Below are 26,578 nucleotides of genomic sequence, written 5' to 3'. Positions count from 1 at the left end.
CGCAAACCGGTGTTGCGGATGCCCACGATCTCGCGGTCGCCGCAGATCTGTAGGAGCGCGCTTGCCCGCGAATGCGATTTGCCTGTGCCATCAACGTTGCCTGACCCACCGCGTTCGCGGGCAAGCTGAACTGGCTTAATGATTTTGGACATCTCAATCGGGCGCTAAGATAGCGCCCAAATCCGAGGTGTTATGGGCATGCGTACTTCTTACTCGAACGAATTCAAACTCAAGGCAGCGGCCATGGTGCTGGACGAGGGACAATCGGTCCCTGAAGTCTGCGACAACCTGAGCATTGGCCGAACCGCGCTGCGTCGCTGGGTCGAACAGGTGCGTGCGGAGCGCCAAGGCGCGACGCCTGTGGGTGCCAAGGCGATTACCGCCGAGCAACAGGAAATACAGCGACTCAAGACCTTGCTCAGGCAGAAGGACCGGGATATTGAAATCCTAAAAAAGGCCAGTGCTCTCCTGCTTTCGGACTCCAAAGATCATTCGAACTGATCAGCGAGCTGGGCGAGCACTACGGCGTTCACGATTGTTGCCGCGCGTTGGGAGTCAACCGCAGCAGTTTTTACGCCTGGCGCCAGCGCCAGGGCGTCGCAAACCGCGGCCGTGCGAGGCTTAGGACTTTGTTAGTCAGATTTCACAAGGAGTCGCGGGGATCGGCGGGAGCAAGAACGCTGGCCAGTGACCTTCGCAGCGAAGGGCATCAGGTTGGCCGGTACATGGCCCGCACTCTCATGCGTGAATCAGGGGTCGTGAGCTGTCAGCGTCGCCCGCACAAATACAAATCTTCAGGGGTCGAGGCATTGGTGGCGCCGCATCCCCCCGGTGTCAGGATAGTTGTCGCCTCTCCGGTTTTTCCTAAAAAAGTATATCGGGGGCGGAAAGAGACTGGTCGTGCCGTACTATTCACCTGAACGCAGAGCCGCATTACTCAAAATGCTGCTTCCCCCGCTGAACCTGTCGATGGCCGAGGTTTCCCGGCGCGAAGGGGTCAGCGAAATGTCTTTGTCCAACTGGCGCAAACAGCTCAGTTCTGAAGGAAGTGCAGTGTCCGAAAACAAGCCGCTGACCGAGAACTGGTCAGCCGAAACCAAGTTTGCTGTCGTGCTTGAAGCCGCCGGTTTGTCCGAGATCGACCTGGGTGAATACTGCCGCCGCAAAGGCCTTTACCCCGAGCAAATCACGGCCTGGCGACAAGCCTTCATCACCGGCCAGAAATCGGAAAAGGCCCTGCAAAAAGAAGAACGAGACCAGGCGCGCAAAGACAAGAAACGCATCCAGGAACTTGAGCGCGAACTGCGCCGCAAAGACAAGGCGCTCGCTGAAACAGCCGCGTTATTGGTGCTGCGAAAAAAGCTCAACGACTACTGGGGAACGACCGACGACGAGGCCAACTAACGTCTCTGCCAGAGCGGCAGTTACTCGTGGCCTGGCTGGGCGAAGCGGTCGCGGCGGGAGCCAGAAAAATCAGGGCCTGTCGGGAAGTTGGTCTGTCGCTGCGCACCTTGCAACGGTGGACTCAAACAGACGCTATCCAGACCGACGCCCGTACGACGGTCACACGGCCAACGCCACGAAATGCGCTGACCGAGGCAGAGCGACAGGCCATTGTGACGCTGTGTAACAGCCCGCAGTATGCCCACTTGCCGCCAAGCCAGATCGTGCCGCGCCTGGCCGATCAAGGGCGCTATCTGGCGTCGGAGGCGACGATCTATCGTGTCTTGCGAGCGACGGGGCAACAGCAACATCGAGGCCGTAGTCAGCGCCCCAGACGGTACGCCGCACCAACGACGCATGCGGCCAAAGCGCCGAACCAAGTGTGGTCGTGGGACATCACGTACCTGCCGTCGCCGATACGCGGCCAGTTTTATTACCTCTATCTGATCGAGGATATTTACAGCCGCAAGGCCGTGGGCTGGGAAGTCTATGAGGCGGAAAGTGGCGAGAAAGCCGCTGCGCTGCTGCAACGCAGCGTGATCGGTGAGCAGTGTTTACAAGACCCGCTGGTGCTGCACTCGGATAACGGCGCGCCGATGAAATCGGTGACACTGCTGAGCAAAATGTACGACCTGGGTATCACCCCGTCACGTGGCCGACCGCGTGTCAGCAACGACAATCCGTACTCGGAGTCGTTGTTTAGAACACTGAAATACTGCCCGCAATGGCCGCAGGATGGTTTTGCCAGTTTGGACGCCGCACGCAGCTGGGTGAGGGACTTCATACGGTGGTACAACAACGAGCACCGACATAGCCGTATCCGGTTCGTCACACCGGCTGAGCGGCATCGAGGACTGGATCATAAAGTCTTGGCCCAGCGACATGAGCTGTACGAACGAGCCAAGGAAAAAAGACCGGAACGGTGGTCAGGCCGGACGCGTAACTGGGAACCGATCGGCACCGTGCTGCTGAATCCGGATCGAGAGCAACAGGTCGAGAAAAGAGCAGCATAGTTAGACGGTGACGCGACAACTACCTTGAAAAACGCCGCATCTGCTCAAACGCAAGTTTGATGTGGATGCCCCCAATACTGTTTGGTGCGGGGATGTAACGTACATAAAAGTGGGTAAGCAATGGATGTATTTCGCTGCAGTGCTCGACTTGTTTGCACGCAGGATTGTGGGTTGGTCCTTTTCGATGACGCCCGACGCTTCGCTGACTTGTGAGGCATTGAGAATGGCGGTTGAGCTTCGCGGGCGCCCTAAGGACGTGCTGTTTCACTCGGATCAGGGCTGTCAGTACACCAGCCATAAATTCCGCAATGAGCTGGTGACCCATGGTTTGAGACAGAGCATGAGTCGCAAAGGCGAGTGCTGGGATAACGCCCCGATGGAGCGATTTTTTGGCAGCCTGAAATCGGAATGGGTGCCTAAAGAAGGATATTCGTCAGCGCATGAAGCACAGTTGGACGTGCAGCGTTATGTCATGCGTTACAACAACCGTCGCCCCCACAGCTACAACGGCTACCGGTCGCCTGTAACTGCGGAGCGGGCGGCAGCTTGAAAACCTAGACGGGTGTCCAGAATTACTTGACCAGTTCAAGCGCGCTCCTACAGGTTTTGCGTGTGCCTGCACCTTTGCGTCCGGCCGCAATCCGGTTTTGCGCTCGACGCCAACCGGCTTCCGCACCACCACGATGTTTGTGAATCGACGCAGATCCCCTGTAGGAGCGTGGCTTGTCCCGTGATCTGGCGCGCAGCGGCAGCAATACAATGAATGCGGTGTGTCAGCAGGCATGGCGTCGTGAGGTTTACAACTGCTTCGCAGCCGATCGCGGGACAAGCCACGCTCCTACAGGTTTTGCGTGTGCCTGCGCCTTTGCGTTCGGCCGCAAACCGGTGTTGCGGATGCCCACGATCTCGCGGTCGCCGCGGATCTACTGTAGGAGCGCGCTTGCCCGCGAATGCGATCTGCCTGTGCCATCAACTTTGCCTGACCCACCGCGTTCGCGGGCAAGCGCGCTCCTACATGTTTTGCGTGTGCCTGCACCTTTGCGTTCGGCCGCAAACCGGTGTTACAGAAGGCAGCGCTTCCATTCGGCGGCAATCCGGTTTTGCGCAGCACGCCGCGGTTCCGGCAGAATGCCGGGCATGACTCGATCCCCGACACTGCCCGACTGTTGCCCTGCCCTGACCGCTCACTGGCCCTTGCCCCATGGGCTGGCGGAGGTGCTGTTGGTGAGCAGTCGGTTCGATCCGCAAAAGCTCATCGACGGCGATTTCCAGCGCTGTCTCATTGAACCGCCCGCCTCCATTCAGCGGTCGGTCGCCAAGCGGCAGACGGAGTTTCTCGCCGGTCGTTTGTGCGCGCGGGAGGCGATGCGGCAGTTGGACGGCCGCTCCCACGTCCCGCTGATTGGCGAAGACCGCGCGCCGGTCTGGCCAGCGGACGTCACTGGTTCGATCACCCACAGCACCGGCTGGGCCGCCGCGATTGTTGCGCGCAAGACGGACTGGCGCGGATTGGGCCTGGACGTTGAACAGTTGATGAGCAACGAGCGCGCCGTGCGCCTGGCCGGTGAGATTCTGACGCCTGCGGAAATGCAGCGCCTGAACGCCGGGCCCGAACATGAAGCATCGAAGGTCGTCACCCTGACCTTTTCCCTGAAAGAAAGCCTGTTCAAGGCGCTCTACCCCATCGTGCTCAAGCGCTTTTATTTCGAGGACGCCGAACTGCTGGAATGGTCAGACGACGGCAACGCGCGGCTGCGGCTGAAAATCGATCTGTCGGAGGAATGGCACAACGGCAAGGACCTGGACGCGCAGTTCAGCGTGCAGGACGGGCAGCTGTTGAGTCTGGTGGCGATTCGGGGGTGACGGCCGCGCCCAACGGACAATGTTCACACCGCCCCACCCATTCCACCCGATAACTCAAGCAGCACGTGCGCCTCTGCCGAACCGTCTGCCCGTCCTTCTCTATATAGCTAACGGCGTTGAACAGCGGATTACGCCGCCCATCCGGCCTCAGCCGTTCACGCAACAGCCCATAACCCGCAACAACGGAAACGTCACTCGCCGCTGACAGATCCCGCAAGCAGGTTTCCAGATAATCCCCGGCGTTGCCCCACAGCACCGCCGCCGGTACATCCGCGTAGGCACTCAAGCGGTCGATCACCTGCTGAAGATTCTCCAGCAGCGGCGCAAAACGCTCGAACGGATCGTCCGAAACCGCCACCTGCGTAACAGCGCCCTCAAACCTCACGCCGTCCAGATAGCCACGTGCGTGCAGGGCGAAACTCAGGCGTTCCAGCCCCAGCGGCCACGTCACGCCATGGGCCAGATTCGCCACCACCACCGGCGGAATCAGCTGCATCGCGTAATATTTCATCCATTGCGAGACCAGCACCGGCAATTGACTCCTCACCAAGTCAGGCCCATACACCTTCAGCAGCAAGCGATACAGAGCGTCATCCCGCAGCAACTCGGTCGACGGCAACACAGGCCGGGTTTCATCGACCACCACCGTGCGGGCAAACCCGGCCAGCGTCCCATCGAACATCACGCATCCCCCTGCTGGCGGGGCCAGGCCAGACTGAAACACGCGCCGCCCAGGGTTTGACTGCGCCCGATCAACGCGCGGCCGCCATGCCAATGGATGATGCGACGCACGATCGACAACCCCAGCCCATGGCCGCCCGACGCGCGGGTGCGGCTGTCGTCCAGGCGCATGAACGGCGTGAAGATCCGTTCCCAGGCACTTTCCGGTACGCCGGGGCCGTCATCGTCGACGTCGATGCGGCAGCGCTCCTCACTCAGCTGATAGCCAATGCGCACCTCCGATTCGGCGTGGCGCATGGCGTTGCTCACCAGGTTCTGCAGCGCGCGATGCAAATAGCGCGGTTCCGCCTCGACCCAGTGCTCTTCCCCCGATCCGACACGATGCAGCTCATCAACGCACTCCCCGCGCCTGACACTGATGTGCGGCCGCAGCGGCGCCAGTTCGGCGATCACCTGATCGATCAGGGCGTCGAGGTCGATGCGCTGGAAATTCAGGGTCGGCGCACCCTGCTCCAGGCGCGCGTAGGTGAGCATCTCGTCGACCAGCTTGTCGAGGTCCTGGATATCGCTGTCCATGCCGACCATGTATTTATGCCGCGCTTCCGGGGTCGTGGCGTCGTTGATCATTTCCAGCCCGAAACGCAACCGCGCCACCGGCGTGCGCAACTCGTGGGACACGGCGCGGACCAGTTCGCGCTGGATCATCAACGAACGCTGCAAGTGCTCGGCCATGCCGTTGAATGCCGACGCCAGCCGCCCGACCGAATCCGCGCCCGTTGCGAGCACGCGGGTTTCCAGGCTGCCCTGAGCGATCTGCGTGGCCGCCGCTTCCAGCCCGCGCAGCCGATGCTCGAGCCGACGCACCAGCAGGTAAACCACCAGACCGATCAGGCACAGACCGAGAAACGCGATGAGGATCAGAAGCTCCGGCGGATAGGGGTTCATCTGGAACAGCGGCCCGATCTCCAGCACCCACGGGGTTTCGCCGACGCCGGAAAGCACGCGGATGGAATCGCCGCCCTTGCCCAGCGCCATCACCGTGTCGCCCTCGTCGATGCGCCGACGCTGGTCATCATCGACATCCAGCTTCTCCAGCCGGATCAGCTGCATGTCGAAGCCGAAACCCTTGCTCTGGCGCAACGCTTCAAGACGCGCGGGCTGCTCCTCAACCGGCAGACGCACCAGCTCATCCAGCAACAGAAAGATCGTCGCGCGGGCCAATTGCTCGCTGATCTGCCGCACCTCGCCGGTCAGCAGCAAACCGCTGGACGGATTGCCCGACAGCGCAGGCTCAACCTCCCGAAATACCCGCGCGGCATGGGGCCCGGTCTGTTCGACCACCACCTGCCCGCGACTCAGACGACTGCGCGCGCTGCCGTCCAGATGCGCGTGCTCGGCGGTTTCCAGTGTCAGCGGGATACCCAGCAGCCGTTCCCATACGGCGAGGGCGCGGGTGCGTTCAATGGTGTTCATGCCTTTTAAATTGTCGGCCATAAGGGTGAAGGTGCCGTGGGCCAGTTGCTCGCGGTATTGATCGGCGCGCACGGCGTTGACCAGATGCAGGGTCAGCACGCCGAGCAAGGCCACCAGCACCAGAACGCCGAGCATGCCGCCATAGATGCGCAGGAAGATGGAGTTCATCGATTAGCCATCGTGCTTGAGGGAGGGCAGTTGCGCGGCGGCGTGGGGCACGAACAGGTAACCCTTGTTGCGCACGGTCTTGATCAGGCGTGGGTGGTCGGGGTCGTCACCGATGCGCGGGCGGATTTTCGAGATGCGCACGTCGATGGAGCGGTCCTGGCCGTCGTAGCCGACGCCGCGCAAGGCGGTAAAGATTTCCTCGCGAGAGAGAATGCGCCCGGCGTTGGCGACCAGCAGCCACAAGAGGTCGAATTCGGCGCTGGTCAGTTCGACGGCCTGGTCGTTGAGCCAGGCCTCGCGCAGGGTGTTGTCCACCACCAGCGCGCCGAATTCCAGACGGTGCTGTTCCTGGGCGGGGCTTTCGACGGTTTCGCTGCGCCTTAACAACGCATGAATGCGCGCGAGCAGGACACGGGGATGCACCGGTTTACCGACGTAATCGTCGGCGCCCATGTCCAGCCCCTGAATCTGATCGCTGTCGTCGGTGCGCGCGGTGAGCATCAGGATCGGGCCGTCGTAGTGGCTGCGCACCTTGCGGCAGATGCTCAGGCCGTCTTCGCCGGGCAGCATGAGGTCGAGGATCACCAGATCCGGCTGCTCGTCGATGATTCGCTGGGCCGCCCGCGCGCCGTCCCCTTCCAGGCTCACGCGCAGGCCGTTGTTTTCGAGGTAGTCGCGGGTGAGCTCGGCCAGCCGCTGGTCATCCTCGACGATCAGCACCTGCCAGGGTTGTGGCTGCACGGTGAGGCTCCTGATGTTGTTCTTATTAATAGGCGTCTTGCGATGTGCGTGTGCCGAAGGCGTGGCGCGCTTGTCGGCGATGCGCCCGATCATGGGCAAATCGGGCGGCAGACACAACGCATTCGCCTCGCCTGACCCACCGCATTCGCCAGCAAGCCGGCTCCCACAGATCCATGTCTGCCGCTGAAACCTCAGCCAACGCAGATCCACCGTAGGAGCGTGGCTTGTCCCGCGAACGCGATCTGTCTGCGCCGTCAATCTCGCCTGACCCACCGCATTCGCCAGCAAGCCGGCGCCCACAGATCCTGTGCCTGCCGCTGAAACCTCCGCCAACGCAGACCCACCGTAGGAGCGTGGCTTGTCCCGCGAATGCAATCTCCCTGCTCCATCACTCTCGCCTGACCCACCGCATTCGCCAGCAAGCCGGCGCCCACAGATCCTGTGCTTGCCGCTGAAACCTCAGCCAACGCAGACCCACCGTAGGAGCGTGTCTTGTCCCGCGAATGCGATCTGCCTGCGCCATCCATTTCGCCTGACCCACCGCATTCGTCAGCAAGCCGGCGCCCACAGATCCATGCCTGACGCTGAAACCCTCCGCCAACGCAGATCCACCGTAGGAGCGTGGCTTGTCCCGCGAACGCGATCTGTCTGCGCCGTCAATCTCGCCTGACCCACCGCATTCGCCATCAAGCCGGCGCCCACAGATCCATGCCTGCCGTTGAAACCTCCGCCAACGCAGACCCACCGTAGGAGCGTGGCTTGTCCCGCGAACGCGATCTCCCTGCTCCATCACTCTCGCCTGACCCACCGCATTCGCCAGCAAGCTGGCTCCTACAAATCCCATGCCTGACGCTGAAACCTCCGCCAACGCAGATGCACCGTAGGAGCGTGGCTTGCCCGCGAACGGGATCTGTCTGCGCCGTCCATCTCGCCTGACCCACCGCATTCGCCATCAAGCCGGCGCCCACAGATCCTGTGCCTGCCGCTGAAACCTCCGCCAACGCAGATCCACCGTAGGAGCGTGGCTTGTCCCGCGAATGCAATCTCCCTGCTCCATCACTCTCGCCTGACCCACCGCATTCGCCAGCAAGCCGGCTCCCACAGATCCTGTGCCTGCCGCTGAAACCTCAGCCAACGCAGACCCACCGTAGGAGCGTGGCTTGTCCCGCGAACGCGATCTGCCTGCGCCGTCCATTTCGCCTGACCCACCGCATTCGCCAGCAAGCCGGCGCCTACAGATCCATGCCTGACGCGAAAACCTCAGCCAACACAGATCCACCGTAGGAGCGTGGCTTGTCCCGCGAACGGGATCTGTCTGCGCCGTCCATCACGCCTGACCCACCGCATTCGCCATCAAGCCGGCGCCCACAGATCCTGTGCCTGCCGCTGAAACCTCCGCCAACGCAGATCCACTGTAGGAGCGCGCTTGCCCGCGAACGCGATCTGTCTGCGCCGTCCATCACGCCTGACCCACCGCATTCGCCATCAAGCCGGCGCCCACAGATCCTGTGCTTGCCGCTGAAACCTCAGCCAACGCAGACCCACTGTAGGAGCGCGCTTGTCCCGCGAACGCGATCTGTCTGCGCCGTCAATCTCGCCTGACCCACCGCATTCGCCAGCAAGCCAGCCCCCACAGATTTCGCGTGCGCCGGCGCTTTTGCGTTCACCTCAAACCGATTTTGCGCACGACCTCGATTTTTCGATTCGGTGCAAATCCACTCCGGGATCGCCCTTGCCAAATATGTTTTTTGTGATAGCGTTCGCGCCCTCAAAAAGCAGGGCAATGGTTTTTCACCGGCGTTTTCCATGATGAAAAAACAGTGACCAACGGCCCATCCCAGACGCCATGCGGCCTACACGGGATTTCCCTGTTTCACACACAAATTACACACAGCTTTATCCACAGGTCATGCGTTGCAGTAAGTGTCCGAAACGCATATCTTGTAGCCCTTCGACGGCGGAGACCCTACATGTAGGGTTTTCACTCAAATCCCAAACACAAGTCATGGCGCGATTTCAAGGTTTTTTTCTCGCGCAATACGTGTGTACCAAGGGCTGAATTACCCCCGAATCTACCGCTTTTCTATAGCTCGACCCTGTCCGCGCGAAGGGCAGACCACCCAGCCTTGGGATCTGCGCTCAGCGGCACACGTGTTGCAACATCAGACGCGCATTCTGCAACAGTTTTTCGGGTGACGGACTCAGGTCCGGCGCCCTTTTCGACTTCAACGCCAGGGACGGTGAACCCGCCTTCCCATTCGTCTTGAAGTCATGGCCTGACGTTTGTCAGTTCACTGCCGCAAGACGAAACGGTGGGCGCGCACTTTGCGCCCAAACAAACTTAGAGAACGTGGAGACACCCATGCATACAGACACAACTCGCGAGAATCCGCAGGCCACCGCGCCGCAGACAGGTGCGACCCAGCAAGACCTGTCCGCCACCGCTCCGGGTCAGCTGCGTGTGATCAAGCGTAACGGCACCGTCGTTGCGTACACCGATGACAAGATCACCGTCGCCATCACCAAGGCCTTTCTCGCAGTTGAAGGCGGCAGCGCTGCCGCCTCGTCGCGTATCCACGACACCGTTGCGCGCCTGACCGAACAGGTCTCCGCGACCTTCAAGCGCCGCATGCCGTCGGGTGGCACCATCCACATCGAAGAAATCCAGGATCAGGTCGAACTGGCGCTGATGCGCGCCGGCGAGCAGAAAGTGGCCCGCGACTACGTGATCTACCGCAACGAGCGCTCCAAGGAGCGTGCCGGTCGCACTGCTGGTGAAACCACCGTGCAGGCGCACCCGTCGATTCGCATCACCGCCAAAGACGGCAGCCTCGCGCCGCTGGACATGGGCCGCCTGAACACCATCGTTACCGAAGCGTGCGAAGGCCTGGCCGAGGTTGACGCCAACCTGATCCAGAGCGAAACCCTGAAGAACCTGTACGACGGCGTTGCGCTGACCGACGTCAACACCGCACTGGTGATGACCGCGCGCACCCTGGTTGAGCGTGAGCCGAACTACTCGTTCGTCACCGCGCGCCTGCTGATGGACACCCTGCGTGCCGAAGGCCTGGGTTTCCTCGGTGTCGCCGAAAGCGCCACCCACCACGAAATGGTCGACATGTACGCCAAGGCGCTGCCGGCTTACATCGAGAAAGGCATCCAGTTCGAACTGCTAAACCCTGTGCTGGCCGAATTCGACCTGGAAAAACTGGGCAAGGCGATCAACCACGAGCGCGACCAGCAGTTCACCTACCTGGGCCTGCAAACCCTGTACGACCGTTACTTCATCCACAAAGACGGCATACGTTTCGAACTGCCGCAGATCTTCTTCATGCGTGTGGCCATGGGCCTGGCGATCGAAGAGAAAGCCCGCGAAGACCGCGCCATCGAGTTCTACAACCTGTTGTCGTCCTTCGACTACATGGCCTCGACCCCGACACTGTTCAACGCCGGTACCCTGCGTCCACAGCTGTCGAGCTGCTACCTGACCACCGTTCCGGATGACCTGTCGGGCATTTACCACGCCATCCACGACAACGCCATGCTGTCCAAATTCGCAGGCGGTCTGGGCAACGACTGGACCCCGGTTCGCGCGCTGGGCTCTTACATCAAGGGCACCAACGGCAAATCCCAGGGCGTCGTGCCCTTCCTGAAAGTGGTCAACGACACGGCCGTGGCCGTGAACCAGGGCGGCAAGCGCAAAGGCGCTGTCTGCGCGTACCTGGAAACCTGGCACATGGACATCGAAGAGTTCATCGAGCTGCGCAAGAACACCGGTGATGATCGTCGTCGTACCCACGACATGAACACCGCCAACTGGATCCCTGACCTGTTCATGAAGCGTGTCTTCGACGACGGCAAGTGGACCCTGTTCTCGCCGTCCGAAGTGCCTGATCTGCACGACCTGACCGGTAAAGCCTTCGAAGAGCGCTACGAGTACTACGAAGCGCTGACCGAGTACCCGGGCAAGGTCAAGCTGTTCAAGACCATTCAGGCCAAAGACCTGTGGCGCAAAATGCTGTCCATGCTGTTCGAAACCGGCCACCCATGGCTGACTTTCAAGGACCCGTGCAACCTGCGCAGCCCGCAGCAGCACGTCGGCGTGGTTCACAGCTCGAACCTGTGCACCGAGATCACCCTGAACACCAACAAGGACGAGATCGCGGTCTGCAACCTGGGCTCGATCAACCTGCCGAACCACATCGTCAACGGCAAGCTGGACACCGACAAGCTCAAGCGCACCATCGACGTTGCCGTGCGCATGCTCGATAACGTGATCGACATCAACTACTACTCGGTGCCGCAAGCGAAGAACTCCAACTTCCGTCACCGTCCGGTGGGTCTGGGCATCATGGGCTTCCAGGACGCGCTGTACCTGCAGCACCTTCCTTACGGTTCCGATGCTGCCGTGGAATTCGCCGACCGCTCGATGGAAGCCGTCAGCTACTACGCGATCCAGGCGTCCTGCGATCTGGCGGACGAGCGCGGTGCCTACGAGACGTTCCAGGGTTCGCTGTGGTCCAAAGGCATCCTGCCGCTGGATTCGCAACAGATCCTGATCGAACAGCGTGGCCAGAAGTACATCGACGTCGACCTCAACGAAAGCCTGGACTGGGCGCCTGTGCGTGCTCGCGTTCAGAAAGGCATTCGTAACTCGAACATCATGGCCATCGCACCGACCGCAACCATCGCCAACATCACCGGCGTGTCGCAGTCGATCGAACCCACTTACCAGAACCTGTACGTGAAATCGAACCTCTCGGGCGAATTCACCGTGATCAACCCGTACCTGGTTCGCGACCTGAAAGCCCGCGATCTGTGGGACTCGGTCATGATCAACGACCTGAAGTACTACGACGGTTCGGTGCAGCAGATCGAGCGCATCCCGCAGGAGTTGAAAGACCTCTACGCGACGGCCTTCGAAGTGGACACCAAGTGGATCGTTGACGCGGCCAGCCGTCGTCAGAAGTGGATCGACCAGGCGCAATCGCTGAACCTGTACATCGCCGGCGCATCGGGCAAGAAGCTGGACGTGACCTACCGCATGGCTTGGTACCGTGGTCTGAAAACCACTTACTACCTCCGTGCCCTGGCCGCGACCAGCACCGAGAAGTCGACCATCAACACCGGCAAGCTGAACGCCGTTTCCAGCGGTGGCCACGGCCCGGACGACTCGGCGATCACCGCCCCGCGTCCAGCCGAAGCGGCTCCGGCCGGTCCAGCGCCAGTGCCTAAAGCCTGCGCGATCGACGAGCCGGACTGCGAAGCCTGCCAGTAAAACCCGCTGGCATGCGCGCCCCTTTGTAGGCGCGCTTGCCCGCGAAGCGGTTCAAGCAACACCGCGACCCGGGAGCCCAACCGCTCCCGGCCCTCGCTGCCCCTCCCCCCTTTCAGCTACACTCCCCTCTTGCCAAGCCAGGAGAACGCCCCATGCCAGCTGCCTCGCTAGAATCCAAAAAAGCCTACTGCGCCAAAACGCGCCGCTCCAACTACGCCGCCAGCCTGCGTCTGGAAGGTTTCGAGAGTTCGCCCGCCGACTCCGAACGCCGCCTCCCCTCCCGGGAAGAGCTGCTCATCAGCTACCGTAAAAAACAGGCCTGATGGTCGACAAATACGGCGTCGGACAAGACCCCTACTGTCCGCCCGGCAGCACCGTGCTGCGCAACCGCCTCGACCTCACCGACGCAAACACTTTGGCGCAAGCCGAGCGCGACCTGTCCGAAGTCGCCGCCGAAGCCATCGACTTCTCCCCTCCTCCGTATGACCTGCCCTACCTGCAAGCCATCCACCGCCAGCTGTTCGCCGATCTCTATGACTGGGCGGGCGAACTGCGCACCGTCGACATCTCCAAAGACCAGACCCACTTCTGCGTGACCCACCGCATCGAGCCCGAGGCCAACAAGCTGTTCAAGGTATTGGCCGACGCGAACTGGTTTCAGGAGCTGGATCGCGGGCGCTTGATTGCGGCCAGTGCGGAGCTGTTTGGGGATCTGAACGTGATCCATCCGTTTCGCGAAGGGAATGGGCGTGCCCAGCGGATTCTGTTTGAGCACATCATTGTGAATGCGGGGTTTGAGATCAGTTGGTGGCCGGTGGAGGCGGAGGAATGGATACGGGCGAATGTGGATGCGGTGGGGTGTGATTATGAGGGGATGGTGCGGGTTTTTGAGCGGTGTGTTGGGGGGGCGATTGCAATTGACTGCAAGGAAACTTGAGCGCGATTAAGGCGCATCTGCGTAAAAAAAAGTGGTCGATATCACCTCAATTCAGCCATAAAAGCACGAGCCATTTTTATGGCAGATTCCGTGGTGCGCGGTGAGAGCCTTTAAATACGGATCGCCTCGCTATCCCAGCGCGGAAATCCAATCTAAGGGGGCACTCCCGCACCGGAATATTGACGCCGATTAGCCGATTGCCGCCCGGCCTGACACACTATATGATGTGTCTCGCAACACGAAGACACACTAGATACGTGATCCAGCTGAATTTGGTAGCGCCTTTCCCGACTCACGAATTGGGAATTAACGCAAAGGAAAATGACGGCAAATCGGCCCTCAAATTCCGTCACGGACGAACCTGCGCCGGGCAAAATCTGTATAATCCCGCGCTCATCCAGGGTACTCAAAATGACCGCTTGCACCCGCAAAACCGTCACTCTGAAATCAGCCTCTGTTGACCTGTTTCGCAGGTGCGCCGCAGGCAGCCCTCGCAGGATGTTCGTTGATCGATCCGAAGCAGCGTTTAGCGCCTTCGTCGATCAATCACAGTAAGCACTAAGCACCGCCCAACCTATTCCCGTTGCCAGCCCCGCTAACAGCAACGCTGGCAACGCTGACTTTGAAATCCACAGGCCGCTTAAAAACCGGTCCTCTAGCAGGAGCCTCCTCACCATGCTGAGCTGGGACGAATTCGACAAGACCGACGAAGCTGAACCCGCCAAAGGCGCCAACGCCGGCCATGCTTCCGAAGCCGCGATGGACAAACTCGACAGCGCCGGTGGTGCTGCTGCGCTTGAAGCCCGCGCCGTCAGCGCAAACGACTCCGACGCCATTGCCCGCGCCAAAGCCGCGCTGGACAAGCTTGACGTCGCCGAAGGTCTTGCCGAACTCGAAGGCTCCGCCGCCCGCGTCGCGGTCGACGAAAAGCGCATGATCAACTGCCGCGCCGACCTCAACCAACTCGTGCCATTTAAGTACGACTGGGCCTGGCAGAAATACCTCGACGGCTGCGCCAACCACTGGATGCCGCAAGAGGTCAACATGACCACGGACATCGCCCTCTGGAAAGACCCGGAAGGCCTGACCGACGACGAGCGCCGCATCGTCCTGCGCAATCTGGGCTTCTTCTCCACCGCCGACTCCCTGGTTGCCAACAACCTCGTGCTGGCCGTGTATCGCCTCATCACCAACCCTGAATGCCGCCAGTACATCCTGCGCCAGGCCTTCGAGGAAGCGATCCACACCCACGCCTACCAGTACTGCATCGAATCGCTGGGCATGGACGAAGGCGAGATCTTCAACATGTACCACGAGATCCCGTCGGTCGCCAAAAAGGCAGCCTGGGGCCTCAAATACACCCGTTCGATCTCCGATCCGAAGTTCGAAACCGGCACCGTCGAAACCGACAAAGAACTGCTGCGCAACCTGATCGCCTACTACTGCGTTCTGGAAGGCATCTTCTTCTACTGCGGCTTCACCCAGATCCTCTCCATGGGTCGCCGCAACAAAATGACCGGCGTCGCAGAACAGTTCCAGTACATCCTGCGTGACGAGTCCATGCACCTGAACTTCGGCATCGACGTGATCAACCAGATCAAAATCGAAAACCCACACCTGTGGGACGCCGAAATGAAGGAAGAAGCAACCCAGATGATCCTGCAAGGGACCCAGCTGGAAATCGAATACGCCCGCGACACCATGCCTCGCGGCGTACTGGGCATGAACGCGGCGATGATGGAGGACTACCTCAAGTTCATCGCGAACCGTCGTTTGAGCCAGATTGGTTTGAAGGAAGAGTACCCAGGGACGACTAACCCGTTCCCATGGATGAGCGAGATCATGGACTTAAAGAAAGAGAAGAACTTCTTTGAGACTCGGGTTATTGAGTACCAGACGGGTGGGGCGTTGAGCTGGGATTGATTGCAGGCAAAAGCCAGTTGTAGAGACCGTCAGATATGACGGTCTCCTTGCCCCCCATACACACTCCTCAGTCTCTAATACTTGGCAGAGTGACATGGGAAACGGTCTCATAAAGCGACTCCGCAGCTTTCGAAATGTCATTAACACGCCATTGCGCTCGCCGCTTATGCTTAGAAGCATCTGACGCATGTAACTTTGGCGCTGGGTCTAGAAAAATGACGCCATCATTAATTGCTTTGTATAGCCTTTCTGCAGAGGTTTTTTGGCAAAGCATGACTGTCCGAGAAAATTTAACCCCAACAGTAAATCCCGCGGCAAACTGAGCGGCGTTTCCGTTGACGGCTTTCTCGGCAGGAATGTAAACCACCTCGTTGTGCTTCGCACCCCAGCTGTTCATAAGACGGGCGAAGCTCCAGCCTGCCGCCACAAATCCGTTTGCATCTAACAGAACAACTTGAAGCACGTCCGTTTTCGCAGATAATGCAGAGCTCTCATCATAAGGAAAGCGAATTCTTTCACCTAATTCGTTTCGGAGCCATTCACCATCAGCACCAACGCGAAACTCTGTAACCTTAAGGACTAGCCCAGTTTTTGAACACGGGATGTTAGCTCTATGGAGCCCCGTCAGACGCATATCACCATCCCCATCTACGTAACCGAACAGGTTCATAAAGCCGGCGAAATTTTCCGCGTAAAACCCAAAATCAGGCTCCGGAGTGAAGAGCGTCAGTTTTTTACTAGTGTGAGTTTTGAGTTCGATACCAAAAATATCGCCGTCTTTATCTGAGTTTGAAGAAATCCCCAAACAGTGTTCCAAGGTATATCCGCAAACCTGAGTACCGGTGAATGGTAAAGTAGATCCCATTTTATTTAGTCGGCAACCTGGCAGCTGCACCCCAACAAACGGTATTAGTAAATTTAAAAGGTTATTTATTCCAGGCTTTCCAATTTCTACGATTTTACAGGCCTTGGCCCGATCGTTTGCAGGAAGAGCCTTGACTTCCTCGATGAGAGCATCTGAGATATCTGTATATAGGATTCCGACACATTCTCCACCTGCTCTAACTCCCAACACTAAAAGCCTCTTAGCATTAGGAAATTTTTGGGTGAAAGTTACAGACAACGCACTAGGCATTGAGTTATCGATAGTTAAAAATCCGGAGAGTCTGACTTCAGGGTATTGGGGATAGATAATCGCCTTTACACGCTTAGCCTTGCTGAGAGTACCATCACTTCTTAACCAAGAGAAATCATCAAAAGCAGCTTCTGAGATACTTCGTTCGACGCCGATGGTTGAAGCGTCCTTTTCACTGCTACTCGCCCCACGCTCCTTGTAAGTCAAAGCGAAATCATCAGCCAATACACCAAAGTCAGTTGACAAATACACTTGATTCTTATCATTAGCATTCTTTGGGAGCTGCTTCAGAATCGCACGATGGATTTGATGGTTTGACAATGTGGCCAAGATGTCTGCGACAGAAGAAGCGTGGTGCTCAAATGTTCCGGAATCAGTACTCATGATATTCCCCAGTGGTGGCGTTGTGCCTACAAGATATTCACGAAACATCATGATGTAAAGAAAAAAAATAATGAAAAGCTTCGCAGAGACATGGTATTTAAGGATAAGTACCTGTTTTTAATAGGTAATTATTTTTTCATATTGGTTTTTTCGTAGAGTTTTTATATCTGACCTATTGGAAATTTTCGAACAAGGACCTGCATCCTTCGCGCAGAACAGCAAGCGCAATCCGCGCGAAAGCCCTATCTGACCCACAATGCGTCGCGAGGGCGGCAGAAGGCAGAAGGCAGAAGGCAGAAGGCAGAAGGCAGAAGGCAGAACAGGATTGCTATAGAGTGTATTCTCGACAAGGATTTTCTATCTAGGGAAGGTCTGAAGTAGGCACGCGTTTTTAACAGCCCCGTTGCTTGAGGCTCAAAAAATGTCGACTCAATCGAAAATTAGACCTTTTGCTCTCTCAATCCCCGCTTTTTTCTGCGTACAAGCGCTTTTCAGCACTCATTTTCCGCATTAAAGGCGTACCTCTCCTGCATTGAGTAATCGTTTTCGCATCATCCACAGGTTCGACAGAGCAAACAGCGTGGTCTGCTGCGCAGTGTTTTTCAGCAGGCCTCGGAAGCGTACTTTCGTATAACCAAACTGGCGCTTGATTACTCGAAACGGATGCTCAACCTTGGCGCGCAGTTGAGCTTTCGCGTATTCGATTTTGCGACGCATGCGCCCGATCAGACTCTTCTTTGCATGCTTTTTATAGCTGCTGGGCCGCGCAGCAATCGACCAGATCATTTGGCGATCTTGATGCTCGGGGCGCTTTTCGACGCCGGTGTAACCGGCATCGCCAGAGACGTAAGTTTCTTCTCCGTGCAGTAACTGATCGACCTGGGTTACGTCCGCCACATTCGCCGCAGTGCCCACTACGCTATGCACCAAACCGGATTCGGCATCGACACCGATGTGCGATTTCATCCCGAAATAGTATTGATTTCCCTTCTTGGTTTGATGCATTTCAGGGTCGCGTTTGCCGTCCTTGTTCTTGGTCGAACTCGGCGCATGAATGATCGTCGCATCGACCACGGTGCCTTGGCGCAACAACAAACCACGGTCGCCCAAATAGCCATTGATGACCTGCAAAATCCCACCGGCCAGCTCATGTTTTTCGAGCAATCTGCGGAAGTTGAGGATCGTGGTTTCGTCTGGAATCCGATCCAGATGCAGCCCGGCAAACTGGCGCAGAATCGTAGTTTCGTACAGCGATTCTTCCATAGCTGGGTCGCTATAACCGAACCAGTTCTGCATCAGATGAACCCGCAACATCGCCATCAACGGGTATGCCGGACGACCACCTTCTCCCGTTGGATAGTGCGGCTCGATCAGTTTGACCAAGCCATTCCAGGGCACGACCTGATCCATCTCGATCAGGAAGCGTTCACGGCGGGTTTGTTTGCGTTTGCCAGCGTATTCGGCGTCAGCGAAGGACATCTGCTTCATCGGGACTCAACCGTTCAGTGCTTGGGACTGGCGTATTTCACCAGATTTGGAAGTCTTTTTCAGAGTTTCCCTAGGGAGCGTTATATCAGACACGCTCCAAGCTAGTTATTGGTCAATTACCCTGAGGATAGTCTGAAGCAACCGCCTACTTTTCAATTACTGAGCGGCTGGCGCATTCAGAATGCCAATCGGTAAACTTGCTGAAAACTTTATAGTTATTCGTGCTTCTAGCACTGCGTAGTGGCCATTTTTCTAGCAAGGATGGGCTTCATCCACACCGAAGAGGACATGTCGACGCGCCATTCACAGGTTCGACAAGGCGAACAGTCTCACCATATAAGCAGGCAAACATTCCTCTCGCAGTACAGCAACGCGCGATGAGTAATAGTGCAAACCCGTTGGCACGGGTTATTTAAAATTGACCTCTCCAGCAAATCCGCAACAGTGCTGATGATGGATTTCGCTTGCCTTACCGTTGGCGTGATTGGTCACCACATAAGCGCATGCCCGTTAACGGTACTGTGGCGACATGCAGCCGCCACCTAGCTTATACCCCTATGACTTTCACGAAGCGGATCGAACGGACATCGCATCTTTAAAAATCGTCGTAATAGCTTTCTCAAGCTGCTCAGTATCAAGGTAAGCGAAATCGATGATTTCGCTCCGAATACGAAGAATCTTCATAGCTCTGCGCATGATGTCCTCCATCGTGCCTTTTTCTGCTGCGATTGACGCGCTCACCCAGCACTCAGCGACAGCTGTCGCAAGCCGCTGTGAGCTGGCGATGGAGGGTCTTTCGAAGATCTGCACCATCGCATCTTCGGGCAGTGCTTTAACCAAGCCCCAGCGGTCAGCGTGGTCGCATCCACGATCGAGCCCTTTACCGCGCATCCACAGCCGTTGGAACGTATTTCGGTTTCCACCGGCGAATCGGCTACGGTTTTCACCAGGGAAGCGCCACATCACCAAGTCAGGGATAATCACAGTTGCAATAAATGCCCAAACATCATTTCTGAGCGCTTCGCCACTGAAAAGTTCTGGTGCCTGAGCAAGGTAAATCGCCGCCTCCTGATCGAACTTGGCCTTGGCGCTTTGGCTGCCTATGCGAGGGAATCCTGCGCTTTGTGCGACCTGCTTTAGTCCGTGCCCGATATCCACAGCGGCCTTTCCCGTTTTATAACCGCCGCTGGGAGCAAACGATAATACGTCCGAATAATCTGACAGGATATTTAGAGTAGATCGGGTATTCACGCCTGTTTCATGAAATCGTCCGAGAGCGGTATCCACACCAATTGGCTTCAGACGAGGTAATAGTGCGATGGCCATTATTCTTCGCCCCTTAACTCGGCGGCCGCCAAAATCGATGCATGAAATCGGCCGGGATAATTTCGACGCATGGCGCTAATGCTTTGGCGGTTCTGCCCACTAAAGGCAGTTTCAATCCAAACACGGGTCTGCTGCCCAATGGACCCCTGTTCGAAAGTGACCAAAAAATCATCCTCATTCTCTTGATCAAGCGCGGTCGTAATCATTTGTGTCATGACATCAGCGACGATTGCCTGAAGCAAAATCCGGTCACCATCTACAAAGCGATGCGCGATTTCCTCGTTATCAGAGTTCACGTAGAGACGCACATTGCCACCGAAGTCGGCATGGAAATTGGATGGGTCCCACTGCATATACCAAGGAGCATTCTGCTCAGGCATGCCCTGAAAGCTATCAGTGAAACTCGTGAGTTCGATCGGAAAGCGCGATTCGCCCCCATCCTCTAGGAGGACACGCAGATCTGTTCGCCAAAGCTTCGCGCCTTTGAACCGAGGTGACAACTGACTTCCTGATGCAATGGGCCCATCGAGGAGAATTCTGATTTCAAGATGCAGCTGGGACGATAGTGTGTGCCCTGCAAGCGTCGCTTCGAGACGTACAGAGGTGTTGCCACGATCTATGATTTTTATGCAAGCATAATGGGTTACACGAGGAAGCGACCCTGCACCAGTTCCGACTACGAGCACTGCGGCGAGTTTGAGTGAAGCGGCGTCGAGAGCTAGGTCTAAAGAAGCTTGGTGAAGATCAACAGTGACTTCCACGCCGATCTCCAGATCTTTCTCGTAGTCCCAATCCTCCAGAATTTCCGCAAGAGGGAACCGCGGCTGTCCAAGTTCGCCGATCGTCCATTCACTCAGCGCAACAGAATCATCGGAGAGTGTGAGGAATGGCAGCGCTATTCTTCTCATTGATCACTCACTTTCATAAAGGACAGGCGTACCCCGACGGCCGCGTGAGCCGGACACAACACGCGAATAGTCAGAACACCACATTGTTTGCCCACTTCTAGGATATCGCCACAGACCTCTTTCTGCGTTCCATTTAAATCCATCTTCAATACCTTGGATTCAAACCCAAGCGGAAGGTCTGTACTGTCCGTCATCCCACCATCGGCGATGAGTTTTGACTCAGCGATCAATTTGAGATGCTCATCTCTCTTGTCGTTACGTAGTTCAGCTTCGAAAACCGCGCATGGCTGATCATTCTCGTCAATTTCGAGTCGGAGAAACCTAGGCAAGGAAACGGATAGCTCATCACGCTTGCGGGAAGTGTGAGAATTTGCCGTGATTGATTTGCCTGGCCCTTTACCCGAAACAGCATCCAGAAGATTTCCCAGTTTGGCAGCTGTCTTCGCCAGCGAGGGGCCTTTACTTCCTGCGCACGCAACAGTCGTCGAGATGGGTGCAGCATAGGTTTGGCCATGATGTTCAAGGCGTTTCAGTGCAATCCTGACTATTGACTTCGCGTCTGACCCCGGGAGCATGTCAGGCACCCAGTCATCATGCGCAGGGGGCTCTGCCTTTGCAAAAGCTTCCTCTACGAGCTTCTCATCCGAACAAATGAAAACGCCCGCCCATTCGTAACGCGCATCCGGGAAAGGTGTACCGCTTATATATTTGACGACAAGCTCCACAGGCCGCATTACCGCGATGTGGCTGGCCTGATGAGGTATTTTGGAATTGTCATGAAGGGCTACTGCAGAGCGCGTCGCACGCATACCCCTCTTGAGCGCGAGCGCCCCAAGGACTTTGTGCGGCTTGTCCCGTTGTATCCGGATGATATCGCCTTCAATATTTCGATGCTCGGCAATGGCAGCAGAAAATAAATCAAGCGGTGGAAAGTGCTCCGGCAGGGGGATGGGTACTTCGGTATGCTCTATGAACAACCGAATGTCCAGCTTCCTTTCCACGGGGGTCGTGCGCGTGAGTCGAGGCCAGAAGTTCCAGAGTATCGTCTCGATGATCTCATCAGCGGCCGTTCTTGAACCCTCAGCCACGTAGGGGTCAAGGATCATGACTGTAGTACCGGTCAGGACGTGCCCACGTGCTGGCATGCCTAACGATGCCGCAAGCTCTTCGGCTGTGGCACCGGTAGCTGGGTCGATACCGCCTTCGCTATCTTTGATACCCCACCAGTGACGCCCGGTGAAACGTTTTCTCTTGCCGTTCGGCGCAACGGCGTCAAAAGCACTTCCGAGGTGACAGCCCATGAACCTTCTTGTCGGGGTGCCGCTGGCGGTGGTTTGTGTATCGACAAGAATGCTGGAGCACGCGCTCATGGCATACAAGGAGCTTTTGCCATACCCGTATGTACCACCGCCATTATGGGTATCCCTCGCAACGCCGACATTGCGCATAAAGTTCACGAAATCCAGCGCTTCGCCACCCTCCGCCACGGCATCACCTGACGTCGGCCCGCCTAATCCTGTGGTATTGAAATCGCAAATTTCTAAGACTTTTAGGTCGGTCTTCCCTAGGGTCTCTTGAACGGCAACTGCAGTTTGATCACAAAAGATTTGATCGGATAGAACTTGACTAACGAGAAAGTTCAGCTGCTCCGACGTCAGAGTGCGATAGCGCACATGGATGGCGGGGCCCTTGCCCAGACGGCCCGCATCGATGCTGTTCTGTATCGACTCACGCAGCACTGTCTGCAAAAGATCCTGCGCGGGGCAGCCAAGCAACTTTCTGAAACCGTCGGCCGCGATATTACCAGTACGCGCGAATGGTTCGCTGAAGAGTTCCAACAGGCTCATTTCGAGATTCTCTTAAAGGCATCCACCTGCTCTGTTTCAGAGAGCGCGTATGCGGTGGCATGGGTCAGGTCTACGGCATACGACAGATTGCTCACGCCGGCCGGGAGTGATTTTGACTCGAGTCCCGAACGGGTGATTCGGGGGAAACCAGGCCCAACCTGATATGTCCTGATGGACCAGTCTGAATAAGCGACGCGATTCCATTCCGGAGCGTCGGGGCTTTGGCAACCAATTGCAACCAAGCGCTCATGGAGCGTTGAAGTCTTCACCCCGCAGGATTGCAACAGTTTTGCCAGCTCCGCGACAGACAACTCGCCGTCCTGTGCCTTCTCAATATTGACATGAACCAAGACAAGCGAGCCGTTATCCGGCAGCTCCAGTTGGTCGATGCCGTTGATACTTATCTGCATCGCGTCCAAACGACCGGAAGTCTTCACTTCCAGCGCGTGCCTCCCCCTACGGAAGTCGTGGCGTTGGCCAAGTGGCCCCGACCACGCTTCGACAGCTCCAAGGTCTATCTTCACCAGTTCATGAAGCACCAGCAGTTCGCCAATAAGCCCCGCTATGGCGCTTTCAGGAATTTTCGGGCCGGATGTCTCCCTCAGTAATTCACGGAAATCATGAATCGCGCTTGCGACTGCCGTGTGAGGCGAGTCTCCACTTTCCAAGCGTCTGAGCATTGCTGCCGCCAGCTCTGCAAACACTGCATTCAGCGTTTTATCGAGGCACATAATGTCAATGAACCGGACGCTTTTACCCGCGACTGTAAGACTGACGATGGATACCGAAAGTTTGCTGGTGCAGGTGAGCCCTCTAGAATGGTGCCCGCTCGTTGGGACTAATAGACGGGGTTCGCCATGCAGGCCGATAGCATAACGTACGACTCCGAAGCCAGTGTCGATACCGGAGTCCAACGTAGGAATCTCGACGACGCCATCGCCCTTCTCACTGGAGCGAAGTTGCGTCCACCGCTGAAGAGGATTATGCATCGGCAGCCTGCGCCTCTTCCGCTGCAAATACCTCTTCCAGTGATTCATCAATCTTTTCTTCCGAAGGAACATCCAGCTCCACCGCGTAGTACGCGCCAGCGTAATCCTTGGCACCGGGAAACACGATACCGATTCCGATTAGGTCGTCGGTGGCATCCAGCTTTTCGCGATTCTTCGTACTCGGCATTGGCGGAGACTCTTGATCAATTGCATACAGCAGTAACAATGGTATGGCGGGTCTTCGACTTTTGAAGGATGCCCATGAGTCATCAGCTCCGTCGCTTGCTGGACTTGAGACATCAATGAGAACATCGTTCTTAGACATCAAGGCCTTGATGTCTGCATAGCTTTTCTCCGAAGCCTTCAACTGCGCGCGGCGGTTGGTAGAGATTGGACCCAACTGTCCCAGCGGCTTGCGAGAGAGACTGGATCCGGGTGTGATAAAACCAACGTTCCAGGTTTGCAGCTGTTGCTCTGCCTTGTCGATATAAGCAAGCAGCATTTCTCTTTTCAGATCCATATGCTGGTCGCAGATCTCGTAGATCTTCAAAAACTTTCTGACCAGCGTCAGAGGTATGCCTTGTGCGAGTTTTCGATTTCCCAAATCCTTGATGTTGTCAGCGCCAATATCATCCACGAGCCCGCTCGCAGCCGACCAGTTAACACTGGCCACTCGTTCACTTTGGTGATCAAAGCGAATGGTCTGCACGTGACGCCCTTCAAAACTGATGCTGGTACGAAAGGCGTGGCGCATTTTCGCCGCCGAAGTAATTGCCATCCCGGGAATCGCCCGTACCTTCACTGCGAATTCCGCAGGAGTGGTCTTGTATTCACTATATCGCGCTATGTCGTCGCGGATTTCCTCCTCAATGCGCGCAAGCGCCCTGAAGCTTGAAATCAGCTCAGCCGTTGTCCAGAGACGGGGAAGATCTTCGTAACCTTTGCGGTAGCCGAACCAGCGTCCCATCTGCAGAAGGGTGTCGTACTGCACCGAAGTGCGGAGGAAAAAGGAGACGCAGAGCCCCTCGATCGTCAGCCCGCGAGCGAGCACCGCCCCGCCGATCACTACATAAGTTTTCGGGCCCTTCGAGTAGTCCAGCCGCTTCTCGCTGACCCCGTTTTCGATTGCAACTTCCAACGCTGCAAGCGTCTGCTGGAGATGCGGCAAAAGCTGTTGCAACGTGGGAAGGCTTGCTTCGCCTCCAAACGAGACCGCAGAAGTTTCACGACTAAAAATCGCATCCAATTTCTCAGAAACATATCCGGTACCGTTAGCCAGATCGGTACTATGCGTCTTCAGCCATCCACAGATTACCGCATCCATACCCTCGTGCTGAGAAATAAGCGGCGAGGTGTGGATGAGCATCGACATATGTTCGTGTCCCTGGCCCCGAGTTCGACGTATGCAACACGATATGAGAAACCAAAGGATGGCTTCCTCCAATTCCTCTGTCATCTTAGGTCTGAAGTTTTTATCGCTTGCGCGAGCGGGGCGCAACGTATCCAGCTTCTCGACCGGGATGGTCCGTATCATGTCCCGACCGGCTTCATCTGTACTTTCGTTGTCAGCGTCCTTCGGATCGAAGCCGAATACCTCCCTCGCACCAAAATAATTGTCGGAGCGAGGTAACGCAGTTATGAAATCTTCAGGGTAAAGATCGTCTAGTTCATCCTTGCTGCGCGGATACGGGTCGATAAAGACGTTGGCGAACGGTGTAGCGGTGTAACCAACGTAAGAGACCGCAGGAAGAGCCCGGATGATTTTCCGAATCTCTTCGTTGATTCGAGTCATGTCCTCGTCATTGTTCGAGGAGTTCACTGAGGCCTGATCGCACTCATCATCGATGATGAGTACCTTGAGTTGCGCCAAGACATTCGTCGACGTACTACGCCCCTTGTCGTCGATGATCGTTCGGCGAAACGCTTGCAGCCGTGAGGCAACTTTTTTCATTACGACCAGCTGAGCGCGACCGGGCACAGGCAACGCGAAGTGCCGGTTAGGCGGAATCACGAAGTCACCTTCATCATTAATCTCCGTCCACAGCTGCCATAGGTGACTGTGGCGCTTCACGACGTCACTTTCGATTCGGCTCTGCGTCTGTGACCTGAGCTTATTGGTGACACCTGCGAGAAGAACGATGAGGTTGTAGCCTGCATCCACAGCCTTGGCGATGACGGCAGTCATGTTGGCCGTTTTGCCTGACTGCACGTAACCCACGACAAGGCCGCGATGACGGAATTTGGTCGCGGACGGATTTGCCAATAGCGAGACCACTTCCGACGAGCTTTTGTTTATCGATTTCACAGCGTCCTTGTCCCAACCCTTGACGTTGGTCAAGTAGCCTTCGAGAGCTGGCCAGTGTACGTCGTGGGCACTTGGCCCTGTGTACCACTCCTCTCTGGGCTTGATGAGAGAAGAATGACGTAATACCTCGACACTCCCCAACGACGCAACGACACGCGTAAGTGCGATCGATAGGTTTTGATCCATGTCGGCGGAAAACGTGATGCCAAAAACAGAAGCTTCTCGTTTGATGGCTTCTGCAGCCGTAGCGGGGCTTTCATGCGTCGGAAGTTTTTCGCGGATCTGCTTCTCGAAGATATCAATCTGTGGGGTCGTCATAGAGCTTCCTGCAATTCTTCGGGCCAATGGCAGCAAAGTTGGGCTCCTGACAGCCTTGGCGCATTGTCGGGCCCATCCCTGCCATCCGGTTCACCGTCACAGACGGGGCTGTGCGCTGACTAAACAGGCCTCGTAGCGAGTCCTCAGCGCATCTACTAGCATCGGCTGATAGCACCGTAATATCAATACCTTCTGTAGTACCCTATGACACAGCTTCAGCGGGACGCTGATTTCCAGTTAATAATCCAGTATTTTTATTGATCAGTGTCGGTACCGTATCATTGGCCGTACACTTTTTTGAATACGGCAAAGCTGCGAGTTCAAGAAAGCTGACGTTCACTGTAGCCAAAGATAAAGA

At 56.9% G+C, this 26,578-nt stretch carries 19 protein-coding genes; 9 read left to right on the top strand and 10 right to left on the bottom strand.

Annotated elements, in window-relative coordinates:
• The first annotated feature begins 198 nt into the window (after nt 1–198).
• The 5 genes from OKW98_RS08495 to OKW98_RS08480 all read left to right on the top strand — a co-directional run bounded on the left by OKW98_RS08495 (nt 199) and on the right by OKW98_RS08480 (nt 4,319).
• A complete protein-coding gene (locus OKW98_RS08495; RefSeq protein ID WP_241090298.1) occupies nt 199–501 on the top strand; it encodes a transposase in 303 nt (100 codons plus the stop codon).
• Nucleotides 502–548: 47 nt separating this feature from the next.
• Nucleotides 549–920 carry an IS3 family transposase gene (locus OKW98_RS27450; RefSeq protein ID WP_416148196.1) on the top strand — a complete coding sequence of 124 codons (372 nt, stop codon included), beginning with the start codon at nt 549–551 and terminating at the stop codon, nt 918–920.
• A protein-coding gene (locus OKW98_RS08490; RefSeq protein WP_265387146.1) for an IS3 family transposase occupies nt 901–2,456 on the top strand; the annotation gives its coding sequence in 2 pieces (ribosomal slippage) (nt 901–1,363 and nt 1,363–2,456; 1,557 coding nt in all). Before OKW98_RS27450 ends, OKW98_RS08490 begins: the two co-directional genes overlap by 20 nt.
• Nucleotides 2,457–2,517: 61 nt before the next feature.
• On the top strand, nt 2,518–3,006 hold the full coding sequence (locus tag OKW98_RS08485; RefSeq protein WP_265388768.1) for an IS3 family transposase: 489 nt from the start codon (nt 2,518–2,520) through the stop codon (nt 3,004–3,006).
• Nucleotides 3,007–3,593: 587 nt separating this feature from the next.
• Nucleotides 3,594–4,319, top strand: coding sequence for a 4'-phosphopantetheinyl transferase family protein (locus OKW98_RS08480; protein WP_265388767.1), 726 nt, complete (start codon nt 3,594–3,596; stop codon nt 4,317–4,319).
• Here OKW98_RS08480 and fhuF read toward each other — a convergent pair.
• The 3 genes from fhuF to OKW98_RS08465 are packed head-to-tail and all read right to left on the bottom strand — an operon-like array spanning nt 4,270 to nt 7,382.
• Nucleotides 4,270–5,043, bottom strand: coding sequence for a siderophore-iron reductase FhuF (fhuF, locus tag OKW98_RS08475; RefSeq protein ID WP_416148194.1), 774 nt, complete (start codon nt 5,041–5,043; stop codon nt 4,270–4,272). The two genes, OKW98_RS08480 and fhuF, sit on opposite strands and share 50 nt — an antisense overlap.
• Entirely contained in the window at nt 5,001–6,641 is a 1,641-nt protein-coding gene (locus tag OKW98_RS08470) for an ATP-binding protein (protein WP_265388765.1), read from the bottom strand. Before OKW98_RS08470 ends, fhuF begins: the two co-directional genes overlap by 43 nt.
• Nucleotides 6,642–6,644: 3 nt before the next feature.
• On the bottom strand, nt 6,645–7,382 hold the full coding sequence (locus OKW98_RS08465; protein ID WP_265388764.1) for a response regulator: 738 nt from the start codon (nt 7,380–7,382) through the stop codon (nt 6,645–6,647).
• A 2,362-nt stretch (nt 7,383–9,744) separates the two neighbouring features.
• Here OKW98_RS08465 and OKW98_RS08460 point away from each other — a divergent pair.
• The 4 genes from OKW98_RS08460 to OKW98_RS08445 all read left to right on the top strand — a co-directional run bounded on the left by OKW98_RS08460 (nt 9,745) and on the right by OKW98_RS08445 (nt 15,520).
• The gene (locus OKW98_RS08460; protein ID WP_265388763.1) at nt 9,745–12,660 is read left to right on the top strand and encodes a ribonucleoside-diphosphate reductase subunit alpha; all 2,916 of its coding nucleotides are present in this window, start codon (nt 9,745–9,747) and stop codon (nt 12,658–12,660) included.
• Between the two features lie 152 nt (nt 12,661–12,812).
• Nucleotides 12,813–12,983, top strand: a complete 171-nt coding sequence (locus tag OKW98_RS08455) for a YhfG family protein (protein WP_265388762.1) — start codon at nt 12,813–12,815, stop codon at nt 12,981–12,983.
• Nucleotides 12,983–13,597, top strand: a complete 615-nt coding sequence (locus OKW98_RS08450) for a putative adenosine monophosphate-protein transferase Fic (protein ID WP_265388761.1) — start codon at nt 12,983–12,985, stop codon at nt 13,595–13,597. Before OKW98_RS08455 ends, OKW98_RS08450 begins: the two co-directional genes overlap by 1 nt.
• Before the next feature lie 675 nt (nt 13,598–14,272).
• Nucleotides 14,273–15,520 carry a ribonucleotide-diphosphate reductase subunit beta gene (locus tag OKW98_RS08445; protein ID WP_133777019.1) on the top strand — a complete coding sequence of 416 codons (1,248 nt, stop codon included), beginning with the start codon at nt 14,273–14,275 and terminating at the stop codon, nt 15,518–15,520.
• 67 nt (nt 15,521–15,587) lie between these two features.
• On the opposite strand, the gene OKW98_RS08440 is transcribed toward OKW98_RS08445, so the two are convergent.
• The 7 genes from OKW98_RS08440 to OKW98_RS08410 all read right to left on the bottom strand — a co-directional run bounded on the left by OKW98_RS08440 (nt 15,588) and on the right by OKW98_RS08410 (nt 26,220).
• A complete protein-coding gene (locus OKW98_RS08440; protein WP_265388760.1) occupies nt 15,588–17,039 on the bottom strand; it encodes an MvaI/BcnI family restriction endonuclease in 1,452 nt (483 codons plus the stop codon).
• A gap of 510 nt (nt 17,040–17,549) precedes the next feature.
• Nucleotides 17,550–18,527: an IS5 family transposase gene (locus OKW98_RS08435; protein ID WP_265385849.1), complete on the bottom strand. Its 978-nt coding sequence runs from the start codon at nt 18,525–18,527 to the stop codon at nt 17,550–17,552.
• 564 nt (nt 18,528–19,091) lie between these two features.
• Complete coding sequence (locus OKW98_RS08430; RefSeq protein ID WP_265388759.1) at nt 19,092–19,853, bottom strand: DUF6339 family protein; 762 nt, start codon at nt 19,851–19,853, stop codon at nt 19,092–19,094.
• Complete coding sequence (locus OKW98_RS08425) at nt 19,853–20,761, bottom strand: hypothetical protein (protein WP_265388758.1); 909 nt, start codon at nt 20,759–20,761, stop codon at nt 19,853–19,855. Before OKW98_RS08425 ends, OKW98_RS08430 begins: the two co-directional genes overlap by 1 nt.
• Nucleotides 20,758–22,608: a hypothetical protein gene (locus OKW98_RS08420; protein WP_265388757.1), complete on the bottom strand. Its 1,851-nt coding sequence runs from the start codon at nt 22,606–22,608 to the stop codon at nt 20,758–20,760. Before OKW98_RS08420 ends, OKW98_RS08425 begins: the two co-directional genes overlap by 4 nt.
• Nucleotides 22,605–23,597 carry a PD-(D/E)XK motif protein gene (locus tag OKW98_RS08415; RefSeq protein WP_265388756.1) on the bottom strand — a complete coding sequence of 331 codons (993 nt, stop codon included), beginning with the start codon at nt 23,595–23,597 and terminating at the stop codon, nt 22,605–22,607. Before OKW98_RS08415 ends, OKW98_RS08420 begins: the two co-directional genes overlap by 4 nt.
• A complete protein-coding gene (locus tag OKW98_RS08410; protein ID WP_265388755.1) occupies nt 23,590–26,220 on the bottom strand; it encodes a Z1 domain-containing protein in 2,631 nt (876 codons plus the stop codon). The genes OKW98_RS08415 and OKW98_RS08410 overlap by 8 nt, the downstream gene beginning before the upstream one ends.
• Nucleotides 26,221–26,578: the final 358 nt, after the last annotated feature.

Origin of the sequence: Pseudomonas sp. KU26590 (assembly GCF_026153515.1) — a bacterium.
Classification (GTDB): domain Bacteria; phylum Pseudomonadota; class Gammaproteobacteria; order Pseudomonadales; family Pseudomonadaceae; genus Aquipseudomonas.
The sequence above is the reverse complement of the archived record's forward strand: the minus strand, read 5'-3'. Positions and strand labels throughout refer to the sequence as shown.